Origin of the sequence: Bacillus sp. FH (genome assembly GCF_052216825.1) — a bacterium.
Classification (GTDB): Bacteria; Bacillota; Bacilli; order Bacillales; family Bacillaceae_G; genus Bacillus_A; species Bacillus_A paranthracis.
The window spans coordinates 36418-52983 of the sequence record NZ_JBQOUU010000001.1 but is presented as its reverse complement, the minus strand read 5'-3'; the positions used below and the strand labels follow the sequence as shown (position 1 = coordinate 52983).

Sequence of the window (16566 nt, the reverse complement as noted above, 5' to 3'; positions counted from 1 at the left end):
AAAAGAATTTTAAAGAAATCTTATAAATGTTATTTTTATGTAATATTTCTTTGCAAAATCGCAACACTATGTGAATAGATGGGTAGAAAAGGAGTAGTGACATGGATAATACAAAGGTACGTGTTGAAAACGTAACAAAAGTATTTGGGAAACACCCGCAAAGAGCGCTTACCTTATTAAAAGAGGGAAAAAGTAAATCGGAAATTTTGAAAGAGACAGGAATGAACGTTGGCGTAAAAAAGGCGACGTTCGAAGTATATACGGGAGAAATTTTCGTTATTATGGGATTGTCTGGTAGCGGGAAATCGACATTAGTTCGTATGTTAAACCAACTGATTAGACCAACAGCGGGGCATATATACATAGATGGAGAGGATATCGCAACGATGGGAAAAGAAGAGTTGCGAAGAGTGAGAAGAACGAAGATGAGCATGGTGTTTCAGAAATTCGCTCTATTCCCTCATCGTACCGTTTTGCAAAATGTTGCATATGGGTTGGAAATACAAGGAGTTCCAGTAGAGGAACGAGAGAGAAAAGCGTTAGAGTCCTTGAAGTTAGTTGGACTTGATCATCATAAAGATAATTATCCAAGTCAACTGAGTGGTGGTATGCAACAGCGTGTCGGCATTGCGAGAGCGCTTACGAATGATCCGGATGTTTTACTTATGGATGAGTCATTTAGTGCATTAGATCCACTGATTCGAAAAGAAATGCAAGATGAACTGTTAGAATTACAAGATAAAATGGAAAAAACAATTATTTTTATTACGCATGATTTAGATGAAGCCCTTCGAATTGGTGATCGAATTGCGTTAATGAAAGATGGAGAAGTTGTCCAAATTGGAACACCAGAAGAAATTATGATGAGTCCTGCGAATGAATTTGTAGAGAAATTCGTGGCGGATGTGAATTTAGGAAAAGTAATAACGGCGGAATCTATATTAAAACGACCAGAGACGTTATTAATTGACCGTGGACCACGTGTAGCACTTCAAATTATGAGAAATGCCGGCGTTTCTACAGTGTATGTTGTTAACAAAAAATATGAGTTTTTAGGAATATTAACGGCAGATGATGCGAGTAAAGCAGTACAAAAGCAATGGCCGATTGCTGATTTATTACTTACCGATATCCCGCACGTGTATTTAGATACTTTACTGGAAGAAACGTATGCGAAAATGGCGGAGATGAAATATCCGTTACCAGTAATTGATGAGAAGAAAAGGCTAAGAGGAATTATTAAACGTGAAAGTGTCATTCAAGCTCTTGCAGGTAATATTGAAGAAGAGGTGAAAGACGATGAATAGTATACCACGTATTCCTTTAGGGGAATGGGTCGACTCATTTGTTGCAAGTTTATATGAGCACTTTGAAGGCTTATTCCGAGGATTCTCTTATATTATCGGTGGATTCGTTGATTTACTCACTAATTTTTTAACAATAATACCGGCTATATTGATGATTATTATTTTGTGTTTCCTCATTTGGTACACAACGAGAAAAGTATCTTTAGTTATTTTTACACTCATCGGATTATTATTTATTTTGAATATTAACTACTGGGCACAGACGATGCAGACATTAGCTCTTGTACTTACATCTGTTATTATTTCAATTATTGTAGGTATCCCAATTGGCATTTTAGCTTCGCAAAATGAACGGTTTTCAAAATTTTTAAAACCGACATTAGATTTTATGCAAACAATGCCGGCTTTCGTATATCTGATTCCTGCGATTACATTTTTCGGAGTAGGAGTAGTACCTGGGATTATTGCATCGGTAATCTTTGCAATGCCACCGACAATTCGTTTTACTGACTTAGGAATTAGACAAGTTCCAGAAGATTTAATAGAAGCAGCGAATGCGTTTGGCTCTACCGCATCACAAAAATTATTTAAAGTACAATTACCACTCGCAACTGGAACGATCATGGCTGGTGTGAACCAAAGTATTATGCTCTCTTTATCAATGGTAGTAACAGCATCGCTTGTAGGAGCTCCAGGTCTTGGAGTTGATGTATACCGCTCTGTGACACAAGTTAATATCGGGATGGGATTTGAAGCGGGACTAGCCATTGTTGTCATTGCGATTATATTAGATCGTATTACACAAGGATTTCACCAAAAAAGAAGATAACAAGAAAACACACTTTATTATACAAAGTGTGTTTTTTGTTTGAATAGATTATATTCGAACGATAACAGAACCGTCAGCTGACGCAAAAACTTGTTTTTTTATTTCATTGATTTAATTCTTCGATGAATAACGATATGTTTGTTTAATAGCGACTTGAAAATCTCTTCTTAAGAAGAGGATTATGTGGTGGAAAAGTATAAGTAATAAAGTGCATTTTTTGGAAATTATTAAGTGGAATAGCGAATATATTAGGAGACAGTGACTTCATGTAAATAGATATTATTTTGGAAGAAATTATGAGAGGAGATGCTATTTTGTCTAAAAAGAAAAAAAGTAATGATGCCTTGGCGATAGGCGTCGGTATAGGGGTTGTAATCGGTGTAGTCCAAGGTTATTTTACAAATAATTTAGTAGTCGGAATTGTGATTGGGATTGTAATTGGAGTTGTGGTTTTGAAGAAAAAATGAGGTGTAAATTCAATTCAAAATTGTTGCGTTAAAAGAATGAATTTTCGGAATATAAATCCTATTTTTCCTTTTTTTATGATATTATATATAAAAAGGATGGTGATGGATATGCCAACAAATAATCAAGAAGAACAAAATTGCTTCATTTGTGAAAAACATAAAGGAAATATTACAGTTCCAGGTGGAGCTATTTCCGAAGATGAACTCGTTTACGTTGGACATGTCCACTGGGATAGCGAAGAAACGTATCTTGGTTATGTAATGATAGATATAAAAAGACATGTACCTGGTCTTGCTGAGCTAACAGATGAAGAAGCGAAAAGGTTCGGACTTATATCAAGTAGAGTAAGTAAAGCACTAAAAGAAAGTGAAGGTGCCGAACATATTTACACTTTTGTTTCAGGGAATGGTGTACCACATATGCATATGCACATCATACCGCGTTATGCAAATACACCAAAAGAGTTTTGGTCACCGACTGAAGTAGCGAAATGGAACGGTGCGCCTTATAGTGATACAGAAAAAATCAAAAAACTATGCGAAAGAATACGAAAGTATATGGTAAGTGAATATGCATACAACAAATAATAGACAACATTCATGGATTGGAAGTAGAGAAATGTGTTTAGACGAAATTTCGGTAAAGCAATATGGTGATATCGTGCTCGGTGCATATGGTGGGAATAGTAGTGCCGGAGCAAAAAAGAATGAAGATGGTGCGTTAGTTTGGTCAAATGGTGATTGGGAATTTGCAGCTATATTAGATGGACATAATAGTGCAGAAAGTGTTGATTTAGTAGTAAATACAATTCAAAAAGAATATGAAAATATAAAAGAAATGATGAATGAATCGATTGATACAGTATTTCGATCTATTGAAAATCATATTCTTACAATCTTACAATCTTCTTCATTTAAGGAAAAGTGTAAAAGAATTAAAGGTGAAACAGCTTGCTTACTATGTGTAAGAAAAGAAAATTATATATGGTGGCTATCTATTGGAGACTGTTTAGTTTATGTATTTCATGAAGAGTTACATAAGTTAGGACAATATGCATTAAATCAACGTCATTTTTACGAATGGATTGGAAATGTAAACACATTTGATTTACCTGTTCCTTGTTATTCAACAGGCATTCGTGAATTATGTAATGGAAAGAATCGAATTGTAATGGTGACAGATGGAGTATTAGAATGCGGGGAACGTCGGTATGAAACTCCTGTAAATCTGTATAGTGATATGAATAGAAATAATATAAAACTTGAAGAAAGTGTTCATCATGTATTAGAGCACGTTCATCATCAATTCGGACGCGATAGTGCGACAATTATTAGTTGGGACATTGATAATAAAGGAAAGGCTACTTATCCGAGTGATCAGCCAGAGAAAATAAAAGTAAGAAAATAAAAGGAGAGGGTTTTCTGTCAATTACCAAAATAACTCTATTAATTTTATGGGTACTATGTATATTCGTTTTTGAAAAAATAGCAAGAAAAAGATTAAACATCCCGAAACAAAAGGGATGGGATAATCAATATGTGAATAAAACACATAAATGGGGGAATAGAATTATTATTTTCTCTTATATAGTTGTTATTGCGATAAGTGCTTTGTTTCCAAACCGTATATTTATGGGGTATGTACCTCTTTTGTTTTTTATCACGTTATATGGATTTCAATCATATATGGAGTGGAAATATGATAAGGAATCGCGCGAGTTCTTGATTTCATTATTTGCAGTTACAGCGCTAATAATAACTGGATTAATTATATACTTCTTTCTTTAATAAATTTTCAATTAAAGATTTAAAGGAGGAAAATAATGAATAAATCTGTATTACGTGTAGAAGTTATTATTTATAATGGAGATAACTCAAAAGTGCTCGTTCAATGCGATGAAAATGAATCATTTTATCGTTTTCCAGGAGGCTCTATTGAATTTGGTGAACCAGCAAAAGAAGCGATAATACGAGAATTAATGGAAGAATACGATTTGAAAATTGATGTCCAAGAGCTAGCTGTTGTAAATGAGCATATTTTCGAGTGGAACAACGAAAAAGGACATCATTGTACATTGATATATTGGGGAACTGTTCAAGAGATGGTTACAAATGAAATAAGGCATAAAGAACATGAGAATATTATATTAATATGGAAGAGCATAGAGGAATTAAAGGAGAAGCCAACATATCCTGAAGGAATTGTAAGTTATTTAGAAGAGAATAACCATAATATAGTCCACTTTGTTTCTAAAAATATATAAAGTAATTGGAGGGATAACAATGGATATCTCTACAATTTTAATTATTATTGGACTGGGTATAGGTGGTTACTTTTTAGAACAGTTTTTAAGAAGAAAATTAAATATGGAGAAAAGAGGCTTCTTTGGATATAAGCATGTGAATAGTTTACATGTAAAATTAGAAATAGGTCTTATTATTATTTATGTAATAAGTAGTTGTTATTATATGTTTAAATTTGAAAAAGCTAAAATGGCTTATGTCATGTTCACTTATTTAGGGATATCATGGACTTTAAGAGCATGGATGGAATGGAAATATGATAGAAAATCAAAAGAATATATACTTTCGATAACGGGAATGGTTTCTTTTATATTGATGCTCTCGATACTATTTTATTTCGTTCCACCTGCTGTATAATTAAAAATTTGATTATACATAATGAGATAACTAATAAATAAGAAACCATTTACTGCTAAATGGTTTCTTATTCAATTTAAACATTTAATTTCGCTAATACGGATTTAATGAAATTTGTTTTATCCTCTGCATATTGATGTTTATCATTAGGATTAGCCTGTGAAAGTTGAATCTTCAACTGTTCATACTGTATACGAGCAGTTTTATTGACTATTAAGTAATCTCTGAATTGCAATTGTTCTATTACATGTGTATTCCCTTTTTCATACATATGAATTTGATGAGTTCTTGGCTCACCTTTATTAAAATAATATCGTTCAGGCAATACATCTTTTCTATATTTATAGTTTAGTAGTTCTAATTTTTTAATACAATGTATACCGTCCCTATAATTTTCTAATTCAATTGCTATATCAATAATGGGCTTTGCACTTAAATGTGGAATAGAAGTACTACCAATATGGTGTATCGCTAAAATATGTTCGCCAATTTGTTCCTCAATGAATTGTTTCTCCTTTACAAATTCAATTGCCGACTCTTCAGTCCACGGAACTAAAAACACTTTACCATAAGGTAAACCTAACATTTAATTAGCACCTCTTTCAAAATGGTTTTCAATAAAGGTAATTACATTTTCTTAAAGCTTCTCAAAACAAGATATTCCCACAATCTCCAAGGAAGAATTTTCTTTGCAAAGATCATAAATTTTACACCTTTACCGATTGGATAACGTAAATTCGTACGCTTAGACTCAGCAATTTCTACAATTTTATTAGCAACATCTATCGAATTACCAAATGTATCACTGCCGCTATTAATATGTTTTTGTATTTTATCCATATATTCTTTGTAAGGAGAAGTAGTATCAGATTGGTTTGTAGCTAGTTGTTTACCAACTTCCCATATATTCGTGTTATAAGAACCAGGTTCCACTAAAACAACATCTATTCCAAAAGGTTTTACTTCTAAACGAAGGGATTCACTCCATCCTTCTAATGCATGTTTTGAAGAAACGTAAGGAGATAGACCAGGGAATCCAACTTGACCACTAATGCTACTTATATTAATAATTTTCCCACTTTGTTGTTCTCTCATATATGGTAAAACAAGCTGAGTAATCGATATAGCACCAAAAAGATTCGTTTCAAATTGTTTGCGATATTCCTCTACTGGAATTTCTTCTACAAAGCCACCATTAGCATATCCTGCATTATTAATAAGGAGGTCTACTCTGTTTATTTCTTTTAAAAATAATTGAAAGGTATGTATAGAGTTTTGATCGGTTATATCTAATTGTTGGACTGTTATGTTGTGCAGCAAGTTTAGTTGAGTAGCTTGAGATAGTAAGTTCGCTTGTTTTTCAAGGTTTCTCATTGTAGCGATAACTAAATAATCTTTTTTTGCGAGTTCGAGTGTAGTTAATAGTCCAAATCCACTTGAGGATCCTGTAATAATTGCGACTTTTTTGTTCATTTTCTGCCAGCTTTTCTTTTTCTTTTATCATAACGATTTATGATAAGAAAATCTATTATTCTTACATTCGTTTTGAGAGCATTACCCGTTAATTCTATATTCTATGAGATTTTTAAAAGAGGAAATTATACGGACTCAGCGTATATAGAGAAGTGAGTATGAATACGTTTATGAAATGAGGGAAGAATAATGGCCCATGTGAAGGATGTATTAGCAGATCAGTTATTAGCGAATGCGAACGATCCTAGTTGGTATATTCCGTTTTCAGATGCAGTTAAGGGTTTATCTGAGAGGGAAGCTTTCTGGAAACCGAATGAAGAGAGTAACAGTATAGCTGAAATTGTACAACATTTATTGTATTGGAATTCTACGTGGCAAACTAGATATAAAGAATCGAATGTGAATGCTGTGCCCGCTATTGGAGATAATAACAAAAGTTTTATGCTTTCAAATAATCAAACTTTCGATGAATTACGAGAAAAACTACTAGAGAAACTGTTACTATGGCAAAATCTCATAAATGAAGAAAGGGTTGAAAGCGATGTAGTGGGATTTCCTGTTTCTGCAAAGTGGTGGGAAGTGCTAGCCAATGTAACTACTCATAATGCATATCATATCGGTCAAATTATTTACATCCGAAAATTACAGAAGAGTTTTGATGGTGAATAAGATAATAATTTTCAAATTAGGTGAACAAAAGTGGACAAAACGAGACTAATGTCTCGTTTTGTCCACTTTTTTATTTTCAACATAGAGAGAAAACCTATTAAATCAAGGATTGGAAATTGGCACGGTACTTGCAATATAAAAGATGAACAAGAAAATAGGAGGGCTGAACATGTTAAAAACAACTGAAAGTAAAGGGAATGGAATTACGAAAGAACAAGCTCGCTGGATGTACGAAAAAATGTTAGAGATTCGTAAATTTGAAGATAAGGTACATGAATTGTTCGCTCAAGGCGTGCTACCAGGTTTCGTCCATTTATACGCTGGGGAAGAAGCGGTAGCAGTTGGTGTATGTGCCCACTTAACGGATAGTGACAGTATTACAAGTACGCATAGAGGACATGGACACTGTATCGCAAAAGGTTGTGATTTAAACGGTATGATGGCTGAACTTTTCGGGAAAGCGACAGGATTATGTAAAGGTAAAGGCGGATCCATGCATATTGCTGATTTAGATAAAGGAATGCTTGGTGCAAATGGCATTGTAGGTGGTGGTTTCCCGCTTGCTTGCGGTTCGGCATTAACAGCTAAATATAAAGGAACGAAAGATGTAAGTGTTTGTTTCTTTGGTGATGGAGCAAATAATGAAGGTACGTTTCATGAAGGGGTTAACTTAGCGGCGATTTGGACGTTACCAGTTATTTTTATCGCTGAAAATAACGGTTACGGTGAAGCAACGACATTTGAATATGCTTCAAGTTGTGATTCTATTGCGGATCGTGCAAAAGCTTACAATATTCCAGGTGTTCAAGTAGATGGAAAAGATCTGCTAGCTGTATATAAAGCTGCTGAGGAAGCAGTAGAACGTGCGCGTAATGGCGGTGGTCCAACAATAATTGAATGTATGACATATCGTAATTACGGTCATTTCGAAGGTGAAGCACAAACGTATAAAACTTCAGAAGAAAAAGAAGAACATTTAAATGAAAAAGATGCGATTGTGAATTTCCGTAAGCATTTAATTCATGAAGCTTTATTAACTGAATCTGAGCTTGTAGATATGGAAAAGGCAGTAGATGAAGCGGTTCAAAAATCAATTGAATTTAGTGAAAATAGTCCATATCCAGAGGATGAAGAGTTATTAAAAGATGTATACGTTTCTTACAAATAAGAGGAGGGTGAAAAATAATGACTAGAACAGTAAGTATGTCAACCGCAATTAATGAAGCGATGAAAATATCGATGCGCCGTGATGAAAATGTAATTTTAATAGGAGAAGACGTTGCAGGTGGTGCACAAGTTGATCACTTGCAAGATGATGAAGCATGGGGCGGTGTTCTTGGTGTTACGAAAGGCCTTGTACAAGAATTTGGCCGAAATCGTATTTTAGATACACCAATTTCAGAAGCGGGTTACATGGGAGCAGCAATGGCAGCTGCGGCAACAGGACTACGTCCGATTGCTGAATTAATGTTTAATGATTTTATCGGTAGTTGTCTTGATCAAGTATTAAACCAAGGTGCAAAGTTCCGCTATATGTTCGGTGGTAAAGCGAAAGTGCCAGTTACAGTACGTACGATGCATGGTGCAGGTTTTAGCGCAGCTGCACAACATTCACAAAGTTTGTATGCGTTATTTACGAGCATTCCAGGTATAAAAGTTGTCGTTCCTTCTACTCCATATGACGCAAAAGGCTTACTATTAGCGGCAATTGAAGATGATGATCCGGTAATCTTCTTTGAAGATAAAACACTCTACAATATGAAGGGTGAAGTGCCAGAAGGTTATTACACAATTCCATTAGGAAAAGCGGATATTAAACGGGAAGGTTCTGACGTAACAATCGTCGCAATTGGAAAACAAGTTCATACAGCACTTGCGGCTGCTGAGCAATTATCGAAAAAAGGACTTGAAGTAGAAGTAATTGATCCACGTTCTTTATCACCACTGGATGAAGATACGATTTTAGCATCAGTTGAAAAAACAAATCGCCTTATTGTTATTGATGAAGCAAATCCAAGATGTAGTATCGCAACGGATATTGCGGCAATTGTAGCAGATAAAGGATTCGATTTGTTAGATGCGCCTATTAAACGAATTACAGCACCACATACACCAGTTCCGTTCTCGCCACCACTTGAAAAGTTATATTTACCAACGCCGGAAAAAGTAATTGAAACTGTATCAGAAATGATCGGAGACCAAACTTTATTACATGTGTAATAAAACGATGAGAAGGGAGAGAGAAGCATGGCTGTAGAAGTTGTAATGCCGAAGTTAGGTATGGCGATGAAAGAAGGTATTATTACAAGCTGGAATATTAAAGCAGGCGATCATGTCTCAAAAGGTGAACTAATTGCTAGTATTAATTCGGAAAAAATCGAAACTGAAATAGAAGCACCAGCTGATGGAACTGTTCTTGATATAGCTGTAAGTGAAGATGAGGGAGTTCCACCTGGCACTGTCATTTGCTATATCGGTAAGCTGAACGAAAAAGTAGAAATCAATGAAAGTATAAATGTTGTAGAAGAAAAAGCACCTAATCTAGAGCCTAAAAAGGTCCAACATCCAGAACCATATGCGAAAGAAGTGGCGAAGAAAAGAATCAAAATTTCACCTGTAGCGAAGAAAATTGCAAAGTCTGAAAATCTAGATATCAAAGCATTAGTTGGTACAGGCCCTGGCGGAAGGATTACAAAAGTAGACGTATTAAAAGCGATTGAAGAAAGAGTAACAATTCCAGAAGTACTTGAACAAGAAGAAAGTAAAGTAATTCCTGTTACTGGTATGCGGAAAGCAATCGCAAACCGTATGCATGCAAGTTTACAAAATAGTGCACAATTAACATTAACGATGAAAGTAGATGTTACAGATTTAGTTGCTTTACATAAAGAAATAGCTTCAGTTGTACAAAAACGATACGATAACAAACTAACTATTACGGATTTCGTTTCTCGTGCTGTTGTATTAGCGCTTGGAGAGCATAAAGAAATGAACAGCGCTTATATGGATGATACAATTCATCAATTTGAACATGTTCATTTAGGCATGGCAGTCGCATTAGAAAAAGGATTAGTCGTTCCAGCTATTCGCTTTGCTAATAATCTATCTTTAGTAGAGTTATCTAAACAAATTAAAAACGTTGCACAAAAAGCAAGAGAAGGTAGTTTAAGTAGTGATGATATGCAAGGGACAACCTTTACAATTAGTAATTTAGGTAGCTTCGGTATTGAATATTTTACGCCAGTATTAAATACACCTGAAACTGGTATTTTAGGTGTAGGTGCAATTGAACATGTTCCAGTATATAAAGGGAAGAAAATAAAAAAAGGCAGTATGTTACCTTTAAGTTTAACATTCGATCATCGTGTATTAGATGGTGTACCAGCAGCTGCATTTTTACGCACAATTAAACGTTATTTAGAAGAACCTGTAACAATTCTTTTATAAAGAGAAGGTGAGAGAATGAGTAAACTAGTCGTTATTGGTGGCGGACCTGCTGGCTATGTAGCGGCAATTACCGCAGCTCAAAATGGAAAAGATGTCACTCTTATTGATGAAGCTGATCTTGGCGGGACTTGTTTAAATGTTGGATGCATGCCTACAAAATCATTGTTAGAAAGTGCAGAAGTGCATGACATTGTGAGAAAAGCGAATCATTATGGAGTTACACTCAATAATGGAAGTATATCAATTGATTGGAAGCAAATGCAGGCGAGGAAATCACAAATCGTAACGCAGCTCGTTCAAGGAATTCAATATTTAATGAAGAAAAATAAAATAAAAGTTATACAAGGTAAAGCGAACTTTGAAACGGATCATCGTGTGCGAGTTATATACGGTGATAAAGAAGATGTAGTAGATGGAGAACAGTTCATTATAGCGGCAGGTTCAGAACCGACTGCATTACCCTTTGCTCCATTTGACGGAAAGTGGATTTTAAATAGTAGCCATGCAATGTCCATAGATTATATACCAAAATCATTATTAATCGTTGGCGGTGGTGTAATAGGATGCGAGTTTGCAAGTATTTATAGTCGTCTTGGAACAAAAGTTACGATTGTTGAAATGGCACCGCAATTATTACCAGGTGAAGATGAAGATATCGCACACATTTTAAGAGGGAAACTAGAAAATGATGGTGTAGAAATATTTACAGGAGCAGCTTTAAAAGGATTAAATAATTATAAGAAGCAGGCTTCATTTGAATATGAAGGAAGTATCCAAGAAGTTAATCCAGAATTTGTTCTCGTTTCTGTCGGCCGAAAACCACGTGTACAACAATTAGATTTAGAAAAAGCAGGCATTCAATATTCAAATAAAGGAATTTCTGTGAATGAACATATGCAAACCAATGTATCACATATTTATGCAGCAGGAGATGTGATTGGTGGAATCCAGCTTGCTCACGTTGCATTCCATGAAGGAACGACGGCAGCATTACACGCGAGTGGAGAAGATGTAAAAGTAAACTACCATGCTGTACCTCGCTGTATTTATACCGCTCCAGAAATTGCTAGTGTCGGTTTAACAGAAAAAGATGCAAGAGAGCAGTACGGTGACATACAAATTGGAGAATTTCCTTTTACAGCAAATGGAAAAGCGCTTATTATTGGAGAACAAACGGGGAAAGTAAAAGTTATTGTGGAACCTAAATATCAAGAAATTGTTGGAATTTCTATTATTGGTCCTCGTGCAACAGAACTAATTGGTCAAGGAACTGTAATGATTCATACGGAAGTTACTGCCGATATTATGAGAGATTATATTGCAGCGCATCCAACTTTATCTGAAGCGATTCATGAAGCTTTATTGCAAGCGGTAGGACATGCTGTACACGCTTAAATGGAATTATAATAAACCACTATTCTCTAAATGAATAAGAGAATAGTGGTTTGAATTTTTACGGGAGAAATTGAATATCCTATTATTTTTTTACGTCAATCGCTGAAGTAATATCGTTCCAATCAGCAGCTAAATTAGCAGTTTTACCGTACCAATCCGCATGTTTGAATACAACACCTTTTCCATAGCCTTGTGTTGAAGTATGCTCCCAAAGTGTCGTTGAATAACTTGCTGAAGGTGATGCTGTACTTACAGAGGAAATTCTGTCGTTCCAGCTAGATGGTAAGTTTTTAAAGCCGCTGCTCCAGTAAATATATTGGCCACCTTTATCTTTATGTTCATAAAAATCAGTACTACCAGCACCGCTACCTAAAGGATTAATTTTATTTTTAAGTACTTTTTTATCCTTTTCAATATAAGCATCTAATGTTTCACGGCTAGTAAAACCGTAAGCTAACCAATCTCCATTTTCATTTTGCTCTGGTAATACCATAGTAATTTGGATGTCTTTCTTATCTTGATCACTTAATTTTGTAAGAGAATTAACATTCTGTTCATCCACTTTTAAATAATCAAAAGACTTAATTGTGTTACCTTTTTCTTCAGCACTTGCTACTCCTAGTCCTCCAGTTAATGCAAATCCCGCTACTAATGTACCTGCTACTAATTTCTTCAACATATAACCATCCCTTTTAGTTTAGATTTTTGTACAGGTGAATCTTTGTACTAGTAAAATGTATTCTAATTATCAACTATTGTAAATATTCTGAAGTTTTAGAAATAAAAGATGGAATATTTACAGTTTTGCATTTTTTCTTTAGAAAAAATAGTTATTAGAATGATATAATAAATAGATATATCGATTTTGTTGGATCTTAAAATGTTTTAGGGGGAAAGTCTTTGAAGTATTTTAATAAAGATTGGTATAAAGAAATGCAAGTATCTGGTTTTTTAAATTTCCCAGAAACAGTAGAAGAATGGGAAGAGATGTTGCGAGAGAGCGAAAAGGTAGGAATGGATTATAAGCAAAGTTTAAGAGAAGACGTGGAAGAAAAGAAAGAAGATTTATTAAAGTTCCTCCCTAAATCACTGCATCCATACATTCATGACAATACAATTAATTCAGAATACCCAACGGAAAAATTAAAGAGACTTATGCTTGAGTGGACAAAAGATTATGAGAAAAGAATGAATGATTTAGAGCAAGCCTATATAGATAATTATAATTCTATAAAAGAAAAGCTCGCGCAGAATGTCGTTCAACTACATGAATACTCACTACATGACAGTGTAGTCAAATCAGTGGAGAAAAAATCAGAAGCTACGCTAATTATAACTTTAGATTGCAGTGGTACTTTCAGTGAATTTGATAAACTACAAGCAACTTTTATAGGAGTAACGAAATGTTCTATCCCGGAAAATTTTGAAGGTGCTTGGTGGTTATGTCATGAAATAGATTTTGCTGAAGATGGTTTTGAACTAGGGGTTTTATTTGATTGTCCATTTGAAGAAGTGATGATTTGTGCAAAAAATGTATTGCTGGAAATAGATAACTATTAAACTTTATAACTCTATAAATAAAAAACAGTCTTATATGACTGTTTTTTATTTAGATACTAAATGATCCAGCTTCCAATATGTATCTGTTAATGGCGCAGCTTTGCTATCTATGTATAAATACATATTATTTAAATCTTTTGGAGAATCTTTCATATTAAATACAATGTCGGTAGTTAAAGAAAACTCAGATGGAACCTTTTTAGCATTTTCATTTTGTATAACTTCACCTTTGTATTTTTTACCCGTTTTTTCATCTTTTATGAAATATTTTATTTCTGAAAGATCTATCGTTTGTCCGTCAACACGAGCATTATTTATAGTAACGCGAGCTGTGAGACGCCACTCTTTGTCTATTTTTTCAAATTTAGCATTTTCAACAGTTGCTCTATAGTATTCGTTTTTAAAGATTTCCCCATAGTGCATTGCATTTTTTGCTAGAGCGCTTTTTTCTTGTTTTGGTGTAGCATTTCCACTACATCCTGCCATTATCCCTGTAAATAATAATGCTGTACAAGTTACTTTCATTAAAGATTTCATAGTAATTCCTTTCTGTGTTAAAAAGTAAAATATAGGAATAATTTTACATTAATAGAAGGATGAATGGAAGTATAATTGTGAAATATGCAAATATGCATTTATTTAGTTGTTAATTTAATGGGATAGAAAAAGGGAGAAAACCTGTATAGAGCTGAATAAAGAAGTATTGAAAATATTGTAAAATAGAAAAAACATGCATATAATTAAAAGATGAATAAATTTTCTGGATATTAAATGATAGTGGTGAGAACATGTTTACTGAAGAGCGTAGAGAGAAAATTTTAGAGTTACTTAAGAAAAATGGAAGGGTCATTGCAAAGGATCTTGCGGAAAGTTTCGATATGTCTATCGATTCTATAAGAAGAGATTTGTCTATTATGGAGAAGGATGGCTTGTTAAAAAGAACACATGGAGGAGCAATTGAACTTGCTAGAGTACGGAATTTAGCTACCAAGCCATTGAAACGTTATAGTAATGGTTCTGTATATGAAGACGCAATTGCAAAAATCGCAGCTTCTTATATACAAGAAGGAGATTCCGTTTTTATTGGTGGAGCTTCTATTCATTATGCCATGTTAAAATATTTACCTGAAACATCATTTACAGTTGTTACGAATGCTTTAGAAATTGCTAGTACGTTACGGGAATATAAGAACATTGATACGTACTTAATTGGTGGAAAGGTGAAACCATCAGGAAATATGACAGATACACTTGCCTCAGAGTTGATAAGTAGATTTTCTATTGATCTTAATTTCTCTACAGGTGGTGGCATTTCATTAAACGGTATAAGTACTGCAACGCCGGAAGTTGCTTTTTTTAGTAAAACAGTAAGTAAGATTGCTAGAAGAAATATTTGTTTAGCTCCTCACAATAAACTTGGAATAGACTACTTTATAAAAGGAGAGTCACTGATTGAAATTGACATTATAATAACAGATTCGGAGGCTAGTAAAGAAACAATTCAAGAATTTGAGAAACAAGGTAAAGAAATTGTAATAGCATCAATAGACTGCATTTAAAAGGAGTTTGAAATGATTATAAAAGGGCAAGAGTTTCACATAAATGGATTAGTTTATACAGTTCGTTCTGCAGCTGAAACAGATGCGGAACAGTTGTCGGAAATTAGAGTTCAGATCGATGGAGAAACTGAAAATATGGATAGAGAAGCTGGAGAGGGATTTATAGATAAGATAGGGTTTCAAAAAATAATAAAAACAGATAGTGAAGAGAGTAAGAATCTGTTTTTAGTTGCAGAAGTGCACAACCGAATCGTTGGATTTTCAAGGTGCGAAGGTTCAAATCTGAAGAGGTTATCTCATAAAGTAGAATTTGGCGTTTGTATTTTAAAAGAGTTTTGGGGATATGGAATGGGTAAGAGGTTATTGCAACAATCTATTCATTGGGCTGATGAAAATGAGATTAAAAAGATATCATTACAAGTATTAGAGACAAACGAAAAAGCCATTCAGCTATATAAAAAATTAGGTTTTGAAGTAGAAGGTATTTTAAAAAATGATAAAAGGCTGTCGGATGGGAAGTATTATAATACGGTTGTAATGGGAAGGTGTATTTGAGTCTGTTCATTAAAGAGGTGGAAATGTATGTTTTATAGAAGAAAGTACTATATAGTAAAAAATGAATTTATTAAAATTTTTAATGATCATTTCAATCATACGAACTTACCTAATCAGTTAAAGCATGGCTCTAGGCTAATAGGACGCTGGATGAAAGATAATAAGAATGGTACGACCGAAGTGTTTGCCATATGGGAATATGATAGTTATGAACAGTATAAAGAAATAGAATCAAAGATTAGAAATGACGAGAAACATGCTAGAAGAATACATGAATGGTATGAAAAACATGGCGGAAGAGAATATGTTTTACAGGAGTACATAGTAGAGATGAAAAATGAAGAGTTAGTGTGTACTGTAAAGTGATAGAGAGGTGAGGGATAATGGGAATGAAAACAAAATTATATTTTAGTGTAGCATCCACAATTTTATTTGCAATAGCCGTGAGTGTTTTCTTTATAAATGGAAATCCACAAAAGTGGTTTTGGTTATGTATTTTCTTTGCTTCCATTATACAAAATATAGTGCTACTAAAAAAGAATAAAGAAGTGCATTAAGATATTCAAATTATTAACATATTTGTGTCGTCTTTCTAGTTTTGTTGAAAACGCTTTTATTCAGTTTTATAATAAAAGTATGTTTTT

21 protein-coding genes are annotated in these 16566 nt (G+C 34.0%); 17 read left to right on the top strand and 4 right to left on the bottom strand.

The features are described 5' to 3' along the window. Positions 1-101: 101 nt before the first annotated feature. The 8 genes from ACTT1L_RS00305 (at position 102) to ACTT1L_RS00270 (ending at position 5264) form a co-directional block, all read left to right on the top strand. Positions 102-1307, top strand: a complete 1206-nt coding sequence (locus tag ACTT1L_RS00305) for a quaternary amine ABC transporter ATP-binding protein (RefSeq protein WP_000370623.1) — start codon at positions 102-104, stop codon at positions 1305-1307. Further along, positions 1300-2136: an ABC transporter permease gene (locus tag ACTT1L_RS00300; RefSeq protein WP_001084762.1), complete on the top strand. Its 837-nt coding sequence runs from the start codon at positions 1300-1302 to the stop codon at positions 2134-2136. The genes ACTT1L_RS00305 and ACTT1L_RS00300 overlap by 8 nt, the downstream gene beginning before the upstream one ends. A gap of 296 nt (positions 2137-2432) precedes the next feature. Continuing rightward, the gene (locus ACTT1L_RS00295) at positions 2433-2603 is read left to right on the top strand and encodes a septum formation initiator (RefSeq protein WP_071742003.1); all 171 of its coding nucleotides are present in this window, start codon (positions 2433-2435) and stop codon (positions 2601-2603) included. Positions 2604-2705: 102 nt separating this feature from the next. Next, on the top strand, positions 2706-3191 hold the full coding sequence (locus ACTT1L_RS00290) for an HIT family protein (protein WP_140394929.1): 486 nt from the start codon (positions 2706-2708) through the stop codon (positions 3189-3191). Further along, positions 3175-4011 carry a PP2C family serine/threonine-protein phosphatase gene (locus ACTT1L_RS00285; protein WP_442821708.1) on the top strand — a complete coding sequence of 279 codons (837 nt, stop codon included), beginning with the start codon at positions 3175-3177 and terminating at the stop codon, positions 4009-4011. Before ACTT1L_RS00290 ends, ACTT1L_RS00285 begins: the two co-directional genes overlap by 17 nt. A 41-nt stretch (positions 4012-4052) precedes the next feature. Next, entirely contained in the window at positions 4053-4391 is a 339-nt protein-coding gene (locus ACTT1L_RS00280; RefSeq protein ID WP_071735919.1) for a DUF4181 domain-containing protein, read from the top strand. A gap of 35 nt (positions 4392-4426) precedes the next feature. Further along, positions 4427-4867 (top strand): NUDIX domain-containing protein, encoded by a 441-nt coding sequence (locus tag ACTT1L_RS00275; RefSeq protein ID WP_086708217.1) that lies wholly within the window; start codon positions 4427-4429, stop codon positions 4865-4867. A gap of 19 nt (positions 4868-4886) precedes the next feature. Next, on the top strand, positions 4887-5264 hold the full coding sequence (locus ACTT1L_RS00270) for a DUF4181 domain-containing protein (protein WP_086708219.1): 378 nt from the start codon (positions 4887-4889) through the stop codon (positions 5262-5264). Positions 5265-5340: 76 nt separating this feature from the next. Here the strand turns inward: ACTT1L_RS00270 and ACTT1L_RS00265 are convergent, their stop codons facing one another. Both ACTT1L_RS00265 and ACTT1L_RS00260 read right to left on the bottom strand, forming a co-directional pair. Next, positions 5341-5850, bottom strand: a complete 510-nt coding sequence (locus ACTT1L_RS00265) for a GrpB family protein (protein ID WP_086708221.1) — start codon at positions 5848-5850, stop codon at positions 5341-5343. Positions 5851-5891: 41 nt separating this feature from the next. After that, complete coding sequence (locus ACTT1L_RS00260; protein ID WP_442821707.1) at positions 5892-6737, bottom strand: oxidoreductase; 846 nt, start codon at positions 6735-6737, stop codon at positions 5892-5894. Between the two features lie 189 nt (positions 6738-6926). On the opposite strand from ACTT1L_RS00260, the gene ACTT1L_RS00255 reads away from it, so the two are divergent. The 5 genes from ACTT1L_RS00255 to lpdA all read left to right on the top strand — a co-directional run bounded on the left by ACTT1L_RS00255 (position 6927) and on the right by lpdA (position 12248). Continuing rightward, the gene (locus ACTT1L_RS00255) at positions 6927-7406 is read left to right on the top strand and encodes a DinB family protein (RefSeq protein WP_000951610.1); all 480 of its coding nucleotides are present in this window, start codon (positions 6927-6929) and stop codon (positions 7404-7406) included. A gap of 169 nt (positions 7407-7575) precedes the next feature. After that, on the top strand, positions 7576-8574 hold the full coding sequence (gene acoA / locus ACTT1L_RS00250) for an acetoin:2,6-dichlorophenolindophenol oxidoreductase subunit alpha (protein ID WP_086708223.1): 999 nt from the start codon (positions 7576-7578) through the stop codon (positions 8572-8574). Positions 8575-8591: 17 nt separating this feature from the next. Next, a complete protein-coding gene (gene acoB, locus ACTT1L_RS00245; RefSeq protein ID WP_000198894.1) occupies positions 8592-9626 on the top strand; it encodes an acetoin:2,6-dichlorophenolindophenol oxidoreductase subunit beta in 1035 nt (344 codons plus the stop codon). Between the two features lie 27 nt (positions 9627-9653). Continuing rightward, positions 9654-10853 (top strand): dihydrolipoamide acetyltransferase family protein, encoded by a 1200-nt coding sequence (locus tag ACTT1L_RS00240; protein WP_000257750.1) that lies wholly within the window; start codon positions 9654-9656, stop codon positions 10851-10853. Positions 10854-10868: 15 nt separating this feature from the next. Further along, positions 10869-12248, top strand: a complete 1380-nt coding sequence (gene lpdA, locus ACTT1L_RS00235; RefSeq protein ID WP_061184437.1) for a dihydrolipoyl dehydrogenase — start codon at positions 10869-10871, stop codon at positions 12246-12248. An 82-nt stretch (positions 12249-12330) separates the two neighbouring features. On the opposite strand, the gene ACTT1L_RS00230 is transcribed toward lpdA, so the two are convergent. Then, entirely contained in the window at positions 12331-12927 is a 597-nt protein-coding gene (locus tag ACTT1L_RS00230; protein WP_000914447.1) for a hypothetical protein, read from the bottom strand. A gap of 221 nt (positions 12928-13148) precedes the next feature. On the opposite strand from ACTT1L_RS00230, the gene ACTT1L_RS00225 reads away from it, so the two are divergent. Continuing rightward, a complete protein-coding gene (locus ACTT1L_RS00225) occupies positions 13149-13808 on the top strand; it encodes a DUF4085 family protein (RefSeq protein ID WP_086708225.1) in 660 nt (219 codons plus the stop codon). A gap of 45 nt (positions 13809-13853) precedes the next feature. On the opposite strand, the gene ACTT1L_RS00220 is transcribed toward ACTT1L_RS00225, so the two are convergent. Further along, positions 13854-14345, bottom strand: a complete 492-nt coding sequence (locus tag ACTT1L_RS00220; RefSeq protein WP_000838798.1) for a hypothetical protein — start codon at positions 14343-14345, stop codon at positions 13854-13856. Between the two features lie 251 nt (positions 14346-14596). Here ACTT1L_RS00220 and ACTT1L_RS00215 point away from each other — a divergent pair, with 251 nt between their 5' ends. The 3 genes from ACTT1L_RS00215 to ACTT1L_RS00205 are packed head-to-tail and all read left to right on the top strand — an operon-like array spanning position 14597 to position 16288. Then, complete coding sequence (locus ACTT1L_RS00215) at positions 14597-15367, top strand: DeoR/GlpR family DNA-binding transcription regulator (protein WP_000493625.1); 771 nt, start codon at positions 14597-14599, stop codon at positions 15365-15367. A 12-nt stretch (positions 15368-15379) separates the two neighbouring features. Continuing rightward, on the top strand, positions 15380-15922 hold the full coding sequence (locus ACTT1L_RS00210) for a GNAT family N-acetyltransferase (protein WP_061130386.1): 543 nt from the start codon (positions 15380-15382) through the stop codon (positions 15920-15922). A 27-nt stretch (positions 15923-15949) separates the two neighbouring features. Then, positions 15950-16288: an NIPSNAP family protein gene (locus ACTT1L_RS00205; RefSeq protein WP_000499967.1), complete on the top strand. Its 339-nt coding sequence runs from the start codon at positions 15950-15952 to the stop codon at positions 16286-16288. Positions 16289-16566 lie beyond the last annotated feature (278 nt).